Here is a 15,307-nt window from a genome sequence, read left to right as displayed (position 1 = left end):
GATTCGGAGCACAGGTGAAGCCACTCATCATTAAATATGCTAAAAGGGATCAAAATATTTCTCATTAAAACGCTTTGCAGGAGAGCAACACCGATGCGGACATATCAGGCCGTACTCATGGCGGCGGCTGCGCTGCCTCTTTCGGCATTTGCGCAGGACGCGACAACTCAGGAGGTGCCTGCCGTGCGGGGCAGCATCATCGCTAACCTGTTGGAGGAGCACGATAATCCTTTTACGCTCTATCCTTACGACAGCAATTACCTGATCTATACCGTGACCAGCGACCTCAATAAAGAGGCGATCAAAACCTATGACTGGGCCGACGATTCGCAGAAAGATGAGGTGAAATTCCAGCTGAGTCTCGCCTTCCCGCTGTGGCGCGGGATTCTGGGGCAGAATTCCATTCTGGGCGCCTCCTATACGCAGAAGTCATGGTGGCAGTTATCTAACAGCGATGAATCGTCGCCGTTCCGTGAGACCAACTACGAGCCGCAGCTGTTCCTTGGCTTCGCCACCGACTACTCGCTGGCGGGCTGGACGCTGCGGGACGTGGAATTTGGCTACAACCATCAATCCAACGGTCGCTCCGATCCCACCTCGCGCAGCTGGAACCGTATCTATAGCCGCCTGATGGCGCAGAACGGCAACTGGCTGGTGGAGGTGAAGCCCTGGTATGTAGTGGGTAACATCGACGATAACCCGGATATCACCAAATACATGGGCTACTACCAGCTGCGGGTGGGCTATCAGCTGGGCGAAGCGGTGCTGAGTGTGAAAGGGCAGTACAACTGGAACACCGGCTATGGCGGCGCAGAGATGGGCGTCAGCTACCCGCTGACCAAACATGTTCGTCTGTATACCCAGGTCTACAGCGGCTATGGCGAATCCCTCATCGACTACAACTTCAACCAGACCCGCGTGGGTGTGGGCGTGATGCTGAACGATCTTTTCTAGCCTCCTCGAATGTTTTTCTCTTAAACGTTGAAGTTTCTCTCGCAGGCGCTGAAAATAGCGCCTGTTTTAATTTCGGGCAAATGGGGTTGATGTGGTGCAGGCGGAAGTCGTTAATCAGGAGTCGCTGGCTAAACAGGTTTTGCATGAAACCTTTGGCTATCACCAGTTCCGCCCGGGCCAGGAAACCATCATCAACACGGCCCTTGAGGGGCGTGACTGTCTGGTGGTCATGCCGACAGGCGGCGGTAAATCGCTGTGCTATCAGGTTCCCGCGCTGGTACTGAATGGCCTGACGGTGGTGGTTTCACCGCTGATCTCGCTGATGAAAGACCAGGTCGACCAGCTGCTGGCGAACGGCGTGGCGGCGGCCTGCCTCAACTCTACCCAGACCCGCGAGCAGCAGCAGGAGGTGATGGCCGGGTGCCGCACCGGGCAGGTTCGTCTGCTCTATATCGCTCCTGAGCGTCTGATGCTGGATAACTTCCTTGAGCATCTGGCACACTGGAACCCGGTACTGCTGGCGGTAGACGAAGCGCACTGTATCTCCCAGTGGGGGCATGATTTCCGCCCGGAGTATGCCGCCCTCGGTCAGCTGCGTCAGCGCTTCCCGTCGGTGCCGTTTATGGCCCTTACCGCTACCGCCGACGACACCACCCGGCAGGATATTGTCCGTCTGCTGGGGCTCAACGATCCGCTGATCCAGGTCAGCAGCTTCGACCGCCCGAATATCCGCTATATGCTGATGGAGAAATTTAAGCCCCTCGATCAGCTCCTGCGCTACGTCCAGGAGCAGCGCGGTAAATCCGGCATTATCTATTGCAACAGCCGGGCGAAGGTTGAAGACACCGCCGCCCGTCTGCAAAGCCGCGGCTTCAGCGCCGCGGCCTATCATGCGGGGCTGGAAAACCACATCCGTGCCGACGTGCAGGAGAAATTCCAGCGCGACGATCTGCAAATTGTGGTGGCGACCGTCGCCTTCGGTATGGGTATCAACAAGCCGAACGTGCGCTTTGTGGTGCATTTCGACATTCCGCGCAATATCGAATCCTACTACCAGGAGACAGGCCGTGCCGGGCGTGACGGCCTGCCCGCCGAGGCGATGCTCTTCTACGATCCGGCGGATATGGCCTGGCTACGTCGCTGTCTGGAAGAGAAACCGCAGGGGCAGTTGCAGGATATCGAGCGTCACAAGCTCAACGCGATGGGCGCCTTTGCCGAAGCGCAAACCTGTCGCCGTCTGGTGCTGCTGAACTATTTTGGCGAGGGGCGCCAGGAGTCGTGCGGCAACTGCGATATCTGCCTCGACCCGCCGAAGCAGTACGACGGGCTGATGGACGCCCGCAAGGCGCTCTCCACCATTGGCCGCGTCAATCAGCGCTTCGGGATGGGCTACGTGGTGGAAGTGCTGCGCGGCGCCAACAATCAGCGCATCCGCGAGATGGGGCATGACAAGCTGCCGGTGTATGGCATTGGCCGCGATCAGAGCCATGAGCACTGGGTCAGCGTGATCCGCCAGCTTATCCACCTGGGCTTTGCCACCCAGAACATTGCCCAGCACTCCGCGCTGCAGCTCACCGAAGCCGCCCGTCCGGTGCTGCGCGGCGAAGTCGAATTGCAGCTAGCCGTGCCGCGCGTGGTGGCGCTGAAACCGCGTGTGATGCAGAAATCCTACGGCGGCAACTATGATCGTAAGCTGTTTGCCAAGCTGCGTAAGCTGCGCAAAGCCATCGCCGACGAAGAGAATATCCCACCTTATGTGGTGTTCAACGATGCCACGCTGATTGAGATGGCCGAGCAGATGCCGCTCAGCGCCAGCGAAATGCTCAGCGTCAACGGTGTGGGCACCCGCAAACTGGAGCGCTTCGGCAAAGAGTTTATGGCGCTTATTCGTTCTCATACCGATGGTGATGATGAGGAGTAGTCAGCCCGGCAAAAAAGTGCCAGGATGATTGCTCCCTGAACTATTTCCCCGCGAGTTAATTATGTTAACCCTGTTTCTGACCGTGGCGCTGGTGCATATTGTGGCGCTGATGAGCCCTGGCCCCGACTTTTTCTTCGTGTCCCAAACGGCGGTGAGCCGTTCGCGCAAAGAGGCGATGATGGGCGTGCTGGGCATTACCCTTGGCGTTATGGTCTGGGCTGCCCTGGCCCTGCTGGGCCTGAACCTGATCCTCGCTAAGATGGCCTGGCTGCATAACATCATTATGGTCGGCGGCGGTCTCTATCTGTGCTGGATGGGCTATCAGATGCTGCGCGGGGCGTTCAAAAAAGAGGATAACGAAGCGCCTGAGCCTAAAATGGAGCTGGCGGCCAGCGGACGCAGCTTTGTGAAAGGGCTGCTGACGAACCTCGCTAATCCAAAAGCCATTATCTATTTCGGCTCGGTATTTTCACTGTTCGTGGGTGAGGATGTCGGTGCCGGGGCGCGCTGGGGCATCTTCCTGCTGATCGTCCTGGAGACGTTTGCCTGGTTCACCGTGGTGGCAAGCCTGTTTGCGTTACCCTCCATGCGACGCGGCTACCAACGTCTGGCGAAGTGGATTGACGGCGTTGCCGGCGCGTTATTCGCCGGCTTCGGCATTCACCTGATCCTGTCGCGTTAAGCGTGCCTTGCTGATGCCAGCAGCGCACCCACCAGCATAAACAGCGAACCGAACACTTTATTCAGGGCCTTCATCTGACGAGGCCCTTTAATCCATGCCGCAATCCGCGTAGCCAGCGTCGCATAGCCAATCATCACAATGATATCGACCACAACAGTGGTCAAGCCGAGCACCACGTACTGCATGATCTGGGGCTGATGCGGCACGATGAACTGCGGAAACAGGGCGGCAAGAAAGACGATGCTCTTCGGGTTGGTCAGGTTCACAAATACCGCCCGCTTAAACAGTTTTCCCCTGCTTTGCGTCTGGGCGAGCGTGTTGAGGTCAAGGGATCCTGCGGCGCGCCACTGCTGAATACCCAGCCAGATCAGATAGGCTGCCCCGGCCCATTTCAGCACTTCGAAGGCCAGCACCGAACGGGAGAAGAGCGTGCCGAGCCCCACGCCGACCAGCACAATGTGAATAGCCAGCCCGGTTTGCAAGCCGGCAATGGACGCCGCTGCGCCGCGATAGCCGTGGTTCATGGCGGTGGTCATGGTATTGATCGCCCCTGAGCCCGGTGAAAGGCTGAGGATAATGGATGTCAGCAGGTAGGCGAACCACCACTCAAAGGTCATTTGAAACTCCCGAATCGTCTATTTTTATGCCACAATACGCTAATGTTGCGTCATTTTACGGCCTGTCACAAAAAAACGATATTCCTTGGCTTACAGGGGCGTAAACCCGATGTTTCAGCTGAATAAGGACTGGGAAACGCGAGAAAAGGCATTTGCTGCTTTCTCCATGGGACCGTTGACCGATTTCTGGCGCCAGCGCGAGGAAGATGAGTTTACGGGCGTTGGGGATATCCCGGTACGCTTCGTTCGTTTCCGTGATGAAAAAAATGACCGGGTGATTGTCGTCTGCCCCGGACGTATCGAAAGCTACATCAAATATGCCGAGCTGGCGTACGATCTGTTCCATCTGGGTTTTGATGTGTTAATTATCGACCATCGCGGGCAGGGACTTTCCGGTCGGATGTTGCCGGATACCCATCGTGGCCACGTGGAAAACTTCAGCGATTACGTCGACGATCTGGCCGCATTCTGGCAGCAGGAAGTGCAGCCCGGCCCGTGGCGCAAGCGCTATATTCTTGCGCACTCCATGGGCGGCGCCATCTCTACGCTCTTTTTGCAGCGCTACGATCACCAGTGCGATGCCATTGCGCTTACCGCGCCGATGTATGGCATTGTGATACGTTTTCCGGACTGGATGGTGCGCCATCTTCTCGACTGGGCTGAGGGCCATCAGCGCATTCGTGAAGGCTACGCCATCGGAACAGGACGCTGGCGGGCTTTGCCGTTTGCCATCAACGTCTTAACCCACAGCCAGCAGCGTTATCGCCGCAACCTGCGTTTCTATGCCGATGAGCCGCGCTTGCGCGTTGGCGGCCCCACCTGGCATTGGGTACGCGAAGGTATTCTGGCGGGTGAAGAGGTGTTGGCGGGTGCCGGTCAGGACGATACGCCCACGCTCATCCTTCAGGCTGAAGAGGAGCGGGTGGTGGATAACCGCATGCACGACCGCTTCTGTGAACGCCGGGCCGCAGCCGGTCACCCTTGCGAAGGGGGTAAACCGCTGGTCATAAACGGCGCGTACCATGAGATCCTTTTCGAAAAGGACGCCATGCGATCGGTCGCACTCCACGCCATCGTCGACTTTTTCGACAGGCATAACTGATATTCACCAGAGGTTAAATTTTTCTATGTACCAGGTTGTCGCGTCTGATTTAGATGGCACGCTGCTCTCCCCCGATCACACTTTATCGCCCTACGCGAAAGAGACCCTGAAACTCCTGACCGCCCGAGGCGTGAATTTTGTCTTCGCCACCGGTCGCCACCACGTTGATGTGGGGCAGATCCGCGATAATCTGGAGATCAAATCCTATATGATCACCTCCAACGGCGCCCGCGTGCACGATCTGGACGGTAATCTGATCTTCACCCATAACCTCGATCGCGACATCGCCACCGATCTGTTCGGGATCATGCACAACAACCCCGACATCATCACCAACGTCTATCGCGACGACGAGTGGTTTATGAACCGTCACCGCCCGGACGAGATGCGTTTCTTTAAAGAGGCGGTATTCAACTATTCGCTGTATGAGCCGGGTCTGCTGGAGCCGGAAGGCATCAGCAAGGTGTTCTTCACCACCGACAGCCACGAAGCGCTGCTGCCGCTGGAGCAGGCGATTAACGCCCGCTGGGGCGATCGGGTTAACGTTAGCTTCTCCACGCTGACCTGCCTGGAAGTGATGGCGGGCGGCGTCTCCAAGGGGCATGCCCTTGAAGCGGTAGCCAAACGCCTGGGCTTTGATCTTAAGGACTGCATCGCCTTTGGCGACGGCATGAACGACGCCGAAATGCTCTCCATGGCGGGCAAGGGCTGCATCATGGAAAACGCCCACCAGCGCCTGAAAGATCTGCACCCGGAGCTGGAAGTGATCGGCACTAACGGCGATAACGCGGTGCCAAAATATCTGCGTAAGCTGTTTCTTGAATAATCTTCATTTGGTTGTTTAACGTTCAGTTGTCAACCGCGGAGTTCGCTACAATGCCTGTCCATCTTTTCAAGAGACAAGCATTGTGGCGCTACTCATTATCACCACTATTCTGTGGGCCTTCTCCTTTAGCCTTATCGGTGAATATCTCGCCGGACATGTCGACAGCTATTTCTCGGTGCTGATGCGCGTAGGGCTGGCGGCGCTGGTGTTCCTGCCGTTCCTGCGTACGCGCGGACAAACGCTGAAAACCCTTCTGCTGTACATGCTGGTAGGCGCGATGCAGCTCGGCATCATGTACCTGTTCAGCTTCCGCGCTTACGTCTACCTGTCGGTATCGGAATTCCTGCTGTTTACCGTGCTCACGCCGCTCTATATCACGCTGATTTACGATCTGCTGAGCAAACGCCGTTTGCGCTGGGGCTACCTGCTGAGCGCGGCGCTGGCGGTGGTGGGTGCGGCGATCATTCGCTACGACAAAGTGAGCGACCACTTCTGGACCGGGCTGATGTTTGTCCAGCTCGCCAACATCAGCTTTGCCATCGGCATGGTGGGGTATAAGCGTTTGATGGAAACCCGTCCGATGCCGCAGCACAACGCCTTTGCCTGGTTTTATATGGGGGCGGCGATTGTGGCGGTCGCGGCGTGGTTTATGCTGGGGAACCCACAAAAACTGCCGACCACGACGGTGCAGTGGAGCGTGCTGGTCTGGCTGGGGGTGGTGGCATCCGGGCTGGGTTACTTCATGTGGAACTATGGCGCCACGCAGGTTGACGCCGGAACGCTTGGGATCATGAACAACGTTCACGTCCCGGCAGGCCTGCTGGTGAACCTCGCCATCTGGCAGGAACAACCGCACTGGCCGAGCTTCATTATTGGGGGGACGGTGATCCTGGCTTCACTGTGGGTGCATCGCCGTTGGGTCGCTCCGCGCTCCGGACAAACGGCAGATGATCGCAAGCGTGATTCCGCGCTGAGCGAATAAAGGCCTCGGTAACCGGTTGACGCTGCTCGCCATCGCGCACGGCGGCGTACAACCGGCTCCATAATCCCTCGCCCAGGGTTCTGGTCACTACCAGGCCCTGGCGTTCAAAGCTCTCCACCACCCAGTGTGGTAACGCGGCAATACCCATGCGGGCCGCCACCATCTGAATTAACAGCAGAGTATTGTCCACGCTTTTCAGCTGCGGGCTGATACCCGCCGGCTGCAGGAAGTGACGCCAGATATCCAGACGACTGCGCTGGACCGGGTAGATCAGCAGCGTTTCGGTCGCCAGATCTTCCGGCGTAATGCGCGTTCTGGCAGCCAGTGGATGATCCGGGGCCAGCACCAGGCGAACTTCAAAATCAAACATCGGCGAATAGTGCAGGCCACTGCGCGGCAGAATATCCGAGGTCATGACCAGATCCAGCTCGCCCTGCTGGAGTGACGGTTGCGGGTCAAAGGTCACGCCGGATTTAAAGTCCATCTCCACCTGCGGCCATCTCTGGCGGAAGTTCTCAAGCGCGGGTGTCAGCCACTGGATACAGCTGTGGCACTCAATGGCGATGCGCAGCCGGGTTTGCTGGGGCTCATGGCAGGCCTGCAACGCGCTGGCGATCTGCGGCAACACCTGATTCGCCAGCTGCAGCAGGATCTCACCCTGCGGCGTGAAGCGTAGCGGCTGACTCTTACGCACAAACAGACGAAAGCCAAGGCGCTGTTCCAGATCGCTGAACTGGTGGGAAAGGGCGGATTGCGTCTGGTGCAGCGCCGCCGCCGCCGCCGCAAGAGAGCCGCAGTTCCGCAACGCCTGGAGCGTTTTCAGGTGTTTTATCTCGATCATGAATGTCCTTCACTTCGCCATGAACAATTTGCGCTTGAGGAATATACAGTACCTACACATTATGGAAGTGTAAACATCTGGACGGCTAAATACTGAAAATTCCATAAGGAGCACATCATGACAATTCGCAACCATACCCTCGGTTTCCCGCGCGTCGGCCTGCGCCGCGAGCTGAAAAAAGCGCTCGAAAGCTACTGGGCGGGTAACGCCACCCGTGATGAACTGCTGGCGGTGGGACGCGAACTCCGTGCCCGCCACTGGGATCAGCAGAAGCAGGCGGGCATTGACCTGCTGCCGGTGGGCGATTTCGCCTGGTACGACCATGTTCTGACGACCAGCCTGCTGCTGGGCAACGTGCCGGCTCGTCATCAGAACAACGATGGCTCGGTAGATATCGACACCCTGTTCCGCATTGGCCGTGGCCGTGCGCCAACGGGTGAACCCGCGGCGGCGGCAGAGATGACCAAATGGTTCAACACCAACTACCACTACATGGTGCCGGAGTTCGTGAAGGGCCAGCAGTTCAGACTGACCTGGACCCAGTTGCTGGATGAGGTGGACGAAGCCCTGGCCCTCGGCCATCAGGTGAAACCTGTTCTGCTGGGGCCGGTAACGTACCTGTGGCTCGGTAAAGTGAAGGGCGAACAGTTTGATCGCCTGAGCCTGTTGCATGAGATCCTGCCGGTGTACCAGCAGGTGCTGGGCGAACTGGCGAAACGCGGCGTTGAGTGGGTACAGATCGACGAACCGGCGCTGGTGCTGGAGCTGCCGCAGGCATGGCTGGATGCCTTCAAACCGGCATACGACGCCCTCGCGGGCCAGGTGAAGCTGCTGCTCACCACCTATTTCGAAGGCGTGACGCCAAATCTCGATACCATCACTGCGCTGCCGGTGCAGGGACTGCATGTTGATCTGGTGCACGGTAAAGATGACGTGGCAGAACTCCATTCCCGTCTGCCGTCCGACTGGCTGCTCTCTGCCGGGCTGGTGAACGGTCGCAACGTCTGGCGCGCCGATCTGACAGAAAAATATGGTCAGATTAAAGAGATCGTTGGCAAACGCGATCTGTGGATCGCCTCATCCTGCTCCCTGCTGCACAGCCCGATCGACCTCAGCGTCGAAACCCGTCTGGATGCCGAAGTGAAGAGCTGGTTTGCCTTTGCCCTGCAAAAATGCGAAGAGCTGGCCCTGCTGCGCGATGCGCTGAACAGCGGCGATACGGCGGCGATTACCGCATGGAGCGCGCCAATTCAGGCCCGCCACCACTCTACCCGCGTGCACAACCCGGCGGTTGAGAAACGTCTGGCCGCCATCACCGCGAAGGAGAGCCAGCGTCAGAGTCCTTATGAGGTGCGTGCTGAAGCCCAGCGTGCACGCTTTAAACTCCCGGCCTGGCCAACCACCACTATCGGCTCCTTCCCGCAGACCACCGAGATCCGTGGCCTGCGTCTGGACTTCAAAAAGGGCAATCTGGACGCTGGCAACTACCGCACCGGCATCGCCGAACATATCAAGCAGGCGATTGTGGAGCAGGAGCGCCTGGGGCTGGATGTGCTGGTCCACGGCGAAGCCGAGCGTAACGACATGGTGGAGTACTTCGGTGAGCATCTGGACGGTTTCGTCTTTACCCAGAATGGCTGGGTGCAGAGCTACGGCTCCCGCTGCGTGAAACCGCCGGTGGTGATCGGGGACGTCAGCCGCCCGGAAGCGATCACCGTTGAGTGGGCGAAGTATGCCCAGTCCCTGACCGACAAACCGGTAAAAGGCATGTTGACCGGGCCGGTGACCATTCTCTGCTGGTCCTTCCCGCGTGAGGATGTGACGCGTGAGACCATCGCGAAGCAGATCGCGCTGGCGCTGCGTGACGAAGTGGCGGATCTGGAAGCCGCTGGTATCGGCATTATCCAGATTGACGAACCGGCACTGCGCGAAGGACTGCCGCTGCGTCGCAGCGACTGGGATGCCTATCTGAAGTGGGGGGTGGAAGCCTTCCGCATCAACGCTGCGGTGGCGAAGGATGAGACCCAGATCCACACCCACATGTGTTACTGCGAGTTCAACGACATCATGGACTCCATCGCCGCGCTGGATGCCGACGTGATCACCATCGAAACCTCACGCTCGGATATGGAGCTGCTGGAGTCGTTTGAAGAGTTCGACTACCCGAACGAGATCGGCCCGGGCGTCTATGACATTCACTCCCCGAACGTCCCGAGCGTAGAGTGGATTGAAGCCCTGCTGCAAAAAGCGGCTCAGCGCATTCCGGCAGAGCGCCTGTGGGTGAACCCGGACTGCGGCCTGAAAACCCGCGGCTGGCCTGAAACGCGCGCCGCACTGGCGAACATGGTGAAGGCGGCGCAGAATTTGCGTCAGGGTTAACCCTGGCACACGTTTGCCGGGCGGCGTGTGGCTGCCCGGCCTACGTACGACCTTCCTGAATAATTAAAACTCTCTTGCTATTACCATATAACCATTAAACCTGACTGAGCATTCATCGTCATTTATAAGGCCAGAAGCAATGAATATATCTTCCTTTTTTTTCTTGTTGATATAAGTGTATTTTACAGTGAGGGATTGAGTGTTGTTTTCATAATAACTGTCCAGGTAAGCACCCTCGGGTATTGTCGCTTTTCCCTGTGCCACAGCCATTTCATAATCGATTTTTGCTAATGATTGCGCGTACAGTTTTGATACAGGAGAAAGGTCAATAATTTTAATGGTTGTTTTGTTTCGCTGAATAGTCGACGTATCAATTTGTAAGTCTCGCGAAATGGCATTGAATAAAGCGGTCTCCATTGACGCACCGACAATAGCACATCCATTATTATTTGCGTGCGTAAGAAAAGGATAAATAATCAATAGGTAGAGAGATTTTTTATTAAGCATTAATCCTCCACAACGAGTATTTTATCACTGCTTGCAGCAATGATTTTACGACTGGATAAAGTTAGGATGATACATCCGTCGGATGCCTCTCCCGGATGCAATGAACTTTCCCCATGTATCATGAAGCCATCCCGACCGCACATATCGTTCCCGGCGTAGGGAGTTAATCTCATTGTCCATGCTTTGGTTTTAGAATGATAAAAAGCGGGTCCTATTGTATACGTTCCTCTTGGTAGCGGGCCTTTGTTTTTTACACATTCATTTGCTGAGTCGTTTTTAAACCCAGGCCTACCTGCATACTGACCATCAAACTGATAAGTGCCATCCAGATAAAATGAGTGCGAACTTACTTTATAAACCCACGTCATACCGTAGCCTCCTCCTCAGCATCCCATCTGTCTGTATGAATAATATTTCCATCCAGATAGTGCCATGTGATTATTTAATAAGCTAAATAAAAGGCTTCAAGGTGATTGTGCCTTTCAAAGGTGGTATTTTTAATGTCGAACATTAACGGTTCTATTCCATTAACCCTGACATTTTCCATCATTATACGGAAATATTCCTCTTCCTGACCATTATAATTGATACGGAAAAACTTAAGCTCTGCTTGCTTAAATTTTTGACCAGTAGATACGCCTTTATAAAGGTAAGGCGATGAGCTATCAATTTCTTTGATTAAAGCAAAGTCACCATGGATACGTTTGCCAGTAATTTTACCTGTAAGGTTGTCCGTGGGAAGATCGACAGAATGCATAAACTCTATAATCTCAATGCTTCCTTCTCTTCCTTGTATATCAACTGAACCTTTAACCTGATTTCTTGTATGGTCTGTTAACCAAAGATATACCGGTATAGCCATCCTGTAACCTCCTGTTTGGCAAGTAATATGGATGCCAGCGTACGCCCCACATACAGGAGAGAAAAGCATAACTGTATGGTTAATTTCCTAAAGCGTTTGTAATTTATGATGGCTCACAAAATCAGGGAGGCGATTGTTATTTAAATAGTGATCCTCTCTGTAGAATATATAAATAGATGTTTATATTGCTGGAATTAATAACCATGGATTGTACGCCCGGCAGACGTGCCGGGCGTAAGGGTATTATTTTTTAATGCCATACTGCGCAAACCACGCCAGCATCCGCTGCCAGCCATCCTTCGCTGACTCTTCGTGATAGCTCGGACGGTAATCGGCATTAAACGCGTGACCCGCTCCCGGATAGACCACAATCTCCGCCGTTGCGTTCGCCGCCCGCAGGGCATGACGCATCGTCTCGACGGTATCCAGTGGAATGCCGGTGTCTTCGGCGCCATAGAGCCCCAGCACGGGGGCGTTTAAATCGGTAGCCACATCCACCGGATGCTTTGGTGAGTTCAGGGTTTTCTCGCCGACCAGTTTGCCATACCACGCCACGGCTGCTTTCAGCTGCGGGTTATGGGCGGCATAGAGCCAGCTGATCCGTCCGCCCCAGCAGAAACCGGTCGCCAGCAGACGATGAGGATCGCCACCGTTGCGCGCTGCCCAGTTGGCGACATGATCGAGATCCGCCAGCACCTGCGCGTCCGGCACTTTACTGACCAGATTGCTGAACAGGGTAGGGATGTCGCTGTACTCGTTCGGATCGCCCTGACGGAAGTAGAGCTCCGGCGCGACCGCCAGATAGCCTTCCAGCGCCAGGCGGCGACAGATATCGCGAATATGCTCATGTACGCCGAAAATTTCCTGAATCACGATGACGATCGGCAATGCCCCTTGCGCATTTTTGGGCCGGGCATGGTAAGCAGGCATATTATCGCCCTGGGTCGGAATCGAGGTCTCCCCGGCGGTAATCGCCTCGTCGGGGGTAGTGACAACGGTTGAGGCTTGCAGATCAGCAGCAGGGGCAAATCCAGATGTTCCAGTCATGGCATTCTCCGTACCAATTAGCGCAAAAGTAAATATAGTCCGCAGGTTAACAATCCACAGTGCCCGAAACAGGCTATCTTTTGTGCAACAGATAACGATATAAGTCGTTAATGTGATGTTAATCACTATTTCATGGTAATTAAATGCAATCAATTTCATTCGCGGTGATATCTGTCACGAAATTAAGCTATATGCTCCGGTAAAGTACCGCTTTGCTTCTGCTGACAAACTGACCCACAGAGGAGTTTTCTATGTCTAAGTCTGATGTTTTTCATCTCGGCCTCACTAAAAATGATTTACAAGGGGCTACGCTCGCTATCGTCCCTGGCGATCCTGAGCGTGTGGAAAAGATCGCCGCGCTGATGGATAAGCCGGTTAAGCTGGCAGCCCATCGCGAATTCACGACCTGGCGGGCAGAGCTGGATGGCAAAGCGGTGATCGTCTGCTCAACCGGTATCGGTGGCCCGTCTACCTCTATTGCCGTTGAAGAGCTGGCACAGCTGGGCATCCGTACTTTCCTGCGTATCGGTACGACCGGTGCGATCCAGCCGCACATCAACGTTGGCGACGTACTGGTCACCACCGCGTCCGTGCGTCTGGACGGCGCGAGCCTGCACTTTGCCCCGATGGAGTTCCCGGCAGTGGCCGATTTCGAGTGCACCACCGCGCTGGTGGAAGCCGCGAAATCCGTCGGCGCAACCACTCACGTTGGCGTGACCGCCTCCTCAGACACCTTCTACCCGGGCCAGGAGCGCTACGATACCTTCTCCGGTCGCGTGGTCAGCCGTTTCAAAGGCTCGATGGAAGAGTGGCAGTCTATGGGCGTTATGAACTATGAAATGGAATCCGCTACGCTGCTGACCATGTGTGCAAGCCAGGGTCTGCGTGCCGGTATGGTTGCGGGTGTCATTGTGAACCGTACCCAGCAAGAGATCCCGAACGCCGAGACCATGAAGCAGACCGAAAGCCACGCGGTGAAAATCGTGGTGGAAGCGGCCCGCCGCCTGCTGTAATTACTCCTTTTCTTTGCCAAAGGCCGACCCGTTCGGCCTTTTTCTTTGCGTAGCCCCTCGCAGAAAACCCTTTTCAAACTGGACGTTTATACAGCACAATTCTATTTTGTGCGGGTCATACCTTGATGCAGGGGGCGTCGTGGATATTTCCATCCTTTTTTATGTCGTTATCGCGCTGGTCAGCGTCGGCGTGGGCTGGTTGTTCGCCAGCTATCAGCATGCTCAGCAAAAAGCCGATCAGCTGGCCGAACGTGAGGAGATGGTGGCTGCCTTAAGCGCGCTGAAACAACAGGCGGCGCAAAGCGGACACTGGCGCGACGAGTGCGAGCTACTCAATAACGAACTGCGTAATCTGCGGGATATCAACACCTCGCTGGAAGCCGACCTGCGCGAAGTCACCACCCGCCTGGAATCCACCCAACTGCATGCGGAAGATAAAATCCGCCAGATGATCAACAGCGAACAGCGCCTGAGCGAGCAGTTCGAAAACCTGGCGAACCGCATCTTTGAGCAGAGCAACCGCCGTGTTGACGAGCAAAACCGTCAGAGCCTGAACGGTCTGCTGACTCCCCTGCGCGAACAGCTGGACGGTTTTCGTCGCCAGGTGCAGGACAGCTTTGGCCAGGAGGCGCGGGAGCGACACACGCTGGCCCATGAAATTCGCAATCTCCAGCAGCTAAATGCCCAGATGGCCCAGGAAGCGATCAACCTGACCCGGGCGCTGAAAGGCGACAATAAAACCCAGGGCAACTGGGGCGAAGTGGTGTTGACCCGCGTACTGGAAGCTTCCGGCCTGCGTGAAGGGCATGAATATCAGACCCAGGTCAGTATCGAAACAGAATCTCGCGCGCGGATGCAGCCGGATGTCATTGTCCGCCTGCCGCAGGAGAAGGATGTGGTCATCGATGCCAAAATGACGTTGGTGGCCTATGAGCGTTACTTTAATGCCGAGGACGACTACACCCGCGAGACGGCGTTGCAGGAGCATATCGCCTCGGTGCGGAACCACATTCGCCTGCTGGGGCGTAAAGATTATCAGCAGTTACCCGGCCTGCGTTCGCTTGACTATGTGCTTATGTTTATCCCGGTTGAACCCGCCTTCTTACTGGCGCTGGACCGCCAGCCGGAGCTGATCTCCGAAGCGTTAAAAAACAACATTATGCTGGTCAGCCCGACCACGCTGCTGGTGGCGCTGCGTACCATTGCTAATCTTTGGCGCTACGAGCATCAGAGCCGCAATGCCCAGCAGATTGCCGATCGCGCCAGCCGGTTGTACGACAAAATGCGCCTGTTCGTCGATGACATGTCGTCCGTTGGGCAGAGTCTGGATCGCGCCCAGGATAACTATCGTCAGGCGATGAAAAAGCTGGCCTCCGGTCGCGGCAACCTGCTGGCTCAGGCCGAATCGTTCCGCAGCCTTGGCGTGGAGGTTAAACGCGAGATTAATCCGGATTTAGTCGAGCAGGCCACCGCGCAGGATGAAGAGTACTGGTTGCGTGGCGAGGGCGATGTTCAAAAGACAAACAATACGTTAGCAGAGGCACACGCGTCGGCAGACCTGTAGGGCGTTATTC

At 56.0% G+C, this 15,307-nt stretch carries 14 protein-coding genes and 1 pseudogene; 9 read left to right on the top strand and 6 right to left on the bottom strand.

What is annotated here, in order from left to right; translation table 11 throughout:
- The first annotated feature begins 93 nt into the window (after window positions 1-93).
- The 3 genes from pldA to rhtC all read left to right on the top strand — a co-directional run bounded on the left by pldA (window position 94) and on the right by rhtC (window position 3,557).
- Window positions 94-954: a phospholipase A gene (gene pldA / locus ACOKCT_RS20815; RefSeq protein WP_103177438.1), complete on the top strand. Its 861-nt coding sequence runs from the start codon at window positions 94-96 to the stop codon at window positions 952-954.
- A gap of 91 nt (window positions 955-1,045) precedes the next feature.
- Window positions 1,046-2,875 (top strand): ATP-dependent DNA helicase RecQ, encoded by a 1,830-nt coding sequence (recQ, locus tag ACOKCT_RS20810; RefSeq protein ID WP_103825341.1) that lies wholly within the window; start codon window positions 1,046-1,048, stop codon window positions 2,873-2,875.
- A gap of 61 nt (window positions 2,876-2,936) precedes the next feature.
- Window positions 2,937-3,557, top strand: coding sequence for a threonine export protein RhtC (rhtC, locus tag ACOKCT_RS20805; protein ID WP_420193848.1), 621 nt, complete (start codon window positions 2,937-2,939; stop codon window positions 3,555-3,557).
- Here the strand turns inward: rhtC and rhtB are convergent.
- Window positions 3,554-4,174 carry a homoserine/homoserine lactone efflux protein gene (gene rhtB / locus ACOKCT_RS20800; RefSeq protein ID WP_103177435.1) on the bottom strand — a complete coding sequence of 207 codons (621 nt, stop codon included), beginning with the start codon at window positions 4,172-4,174 and terminating at the stop codon, window positions 3,554-3,556. The genes rhtC and rhtB overlap by 4 nt on opposite strands.
- 109 nt (window positions 4,175-4,283) lie before the next feature.
- On the opposite strand from rhtB, the gene pldB reads away from it, so the two are divergent.
- The 3 genes from pldB to ACOKCT_RS20785 all read left to right on the top strand — a co-directional run bounded on the left by pldB (window position 4,284) and on the right by ACOKCT_RS20785 (window position 7,084).
- On the top strand, window positions 4,284-5,276 hold the full coding sequence (gene pldB / locus ACOKCT_RS20795; protein WP_103177434.1) for a lysophospholipase L2: 993 nt from the start codon (window positions 4,284-4,286) through the stop codon (window positions 5,274-5,276).
- Window positions 5,277-5,301: 25 nt separating this feature from the next.
- On the top strand, window positions 5,302-6,102 hold the full coding sequence (gene yigL / locus ACOKCT_RS20790; RefSeq protein WP_103177433.1) for a sugar/pyridoxal phosphate phosphatase YigL: 801 nt from the start codon (window positions 5,302-5,304) through the stop codon (window positions 6,100-6,102).
- Between the two features lie 82 nt (window positions 6,103-6,184).
- Window positions 6,185-7,084: a carboxylate/amino acid/amine transporter gene (locus tag ACOKCT_RS20785; protein WP_180210072.1), complete on the top strand. Its 900-nt coding sequence runs from the start codon at window positions 6,185-6,187 to the stop codon at window positions 7,082-7,084.
- On the opposite strand, the gene metR is transcribed toward ACOKCT_RS20785, so the two are convergent.
- Complete coding sequence (metR, locus tag ACOKCT_RS20780) at window positions 6,972-7,925, bottom strand: HTH-type transcriptional regulator MetR (protein WP_156240006.1); 954 nt, start codon at window positions 7,923-7,925, stop codon at window positions 6,972-6,974. The two genes, ACOKCT_RS20785 and metR, sit on opposite strands and share 113 nt — an antisense overlap.
- Before the next feature lie 117 nt (window positions 7,926-8,042).
- On the opposite strand from metR, the gene metE reads away from it, so the two are divergent.
- A complete protein-coding gene (gene metE / locus ACOKCT_RS20775) occupies window positions 8,043-10,304 on the top strand; it encodes a 5-methyltetrahydropteroyltriglutamate--homocysteine S-methyltransferase (protein WP_214422508.1) in 2,262 nt (753 codons plus the stop codon).
- A gap of 63 nt (window positions 10,305-10,367) precedes the next feature.
- On the opposite strand, the gene ACOKCT_RS20770 is transcribed toward metE, so the two are convergent.
- From ACOKCT_RS20770 to ACOKCT_RS20755, 4 genes and pseudogenes are all read right to left on the bottom strand, one after another.
- Window positions 10,368-10,811: a Shiga toxin A subunit gene (locus ACOKCT_RS20770; protein ID WP_214422507.1), complete on the bottom strand. Its 444-nt coding sequence runs from the start codon at window positions 10,809-10,811 to the stop codon at window positions 10,368-10,370.
- Window positions 10,811-11,179: a tlde1 domain-containing protein gene (locus ACOKCT_RS20765; protein ID WP_103177428.1), complete on the bottom strand. Its 369-nt coding sequence runs from the start codon at window positions 11,177-11,179 to the stop codon at window positions 10,811-10,813. The genes ACOKCT_RS20770 and ACOKCT_RS20765 overlap by 1 nt, the downstream gene beginning before the upstream one ends.
- Window positions 11,176-11,673: pseudogene (locus tag ACOKCT_RS20760) on the bottom strand (Hcp family type VI secretion system effector). The gene ACOKCT_RS20765 and the pseudogene ACOKCT_RS20760 overlap by 4 nt, the downstream one beginning before the upstream one ends.
- A gap of 243 nt (window positions 11,674-11,916) precedes the next feature.
- The gene (locus tag ACOKCT_RS20755; protein ID WP_103177426.1) at window positions 11,917-12,720 is read right to left on the bottom strand and encodes a dienelactone hydrolase family protein; all 804 of its coding nucleotides are present in this window, start codon (window positions 12,718-12,720) and stop codon (window positions 11,917-11,919) included.
- A 251-nt stretch (window positions 12,721-12,971) separates the two neighbouring features.
- Here ACOKCT_RS20755 and udp point away from each other — a divergent pair, with 251 nt between their 5' ends.
- Together udp and rmuC are read left to right on the top strand one after the other, a co-directional pair.
- Entirely contained in the window at window positions 12,972-13,733 is a 762-nt protein-coding gene (udp, locus tag ACOKCT_RS20750; RefSeq protein WP_045417628.1) for a uridine phosphorylase, read from the top strand.
- A 139-nt stretch (window positions 13,734-13,872) separates the two neighbouring features.
- Entirely contained in the window at window positions 13,873-15,297 is a 1,425-nt protein-coding gene (gene rmuC / locus ACOKCT_RS20745) for a DNA recombination protein RmuC (protein ID WP_420193847.1), read from the top strand.
- Window positions 15,298-15,307: the final 10 nt, after the last annotated feature.

The sequence above is a fragment of the Leclercia sp. M-A074-M genome (genome assembly GCF_965195605.1).
Classification (GTDB): Bacteria; Pseudomonadota; Gammaproteobacteria; order Enterobacterales; family Enterobacteriaceae; genus Enterobacter.
This window is presented reverse-complemented; position numbering and strand designations above follow the sequence as displayed.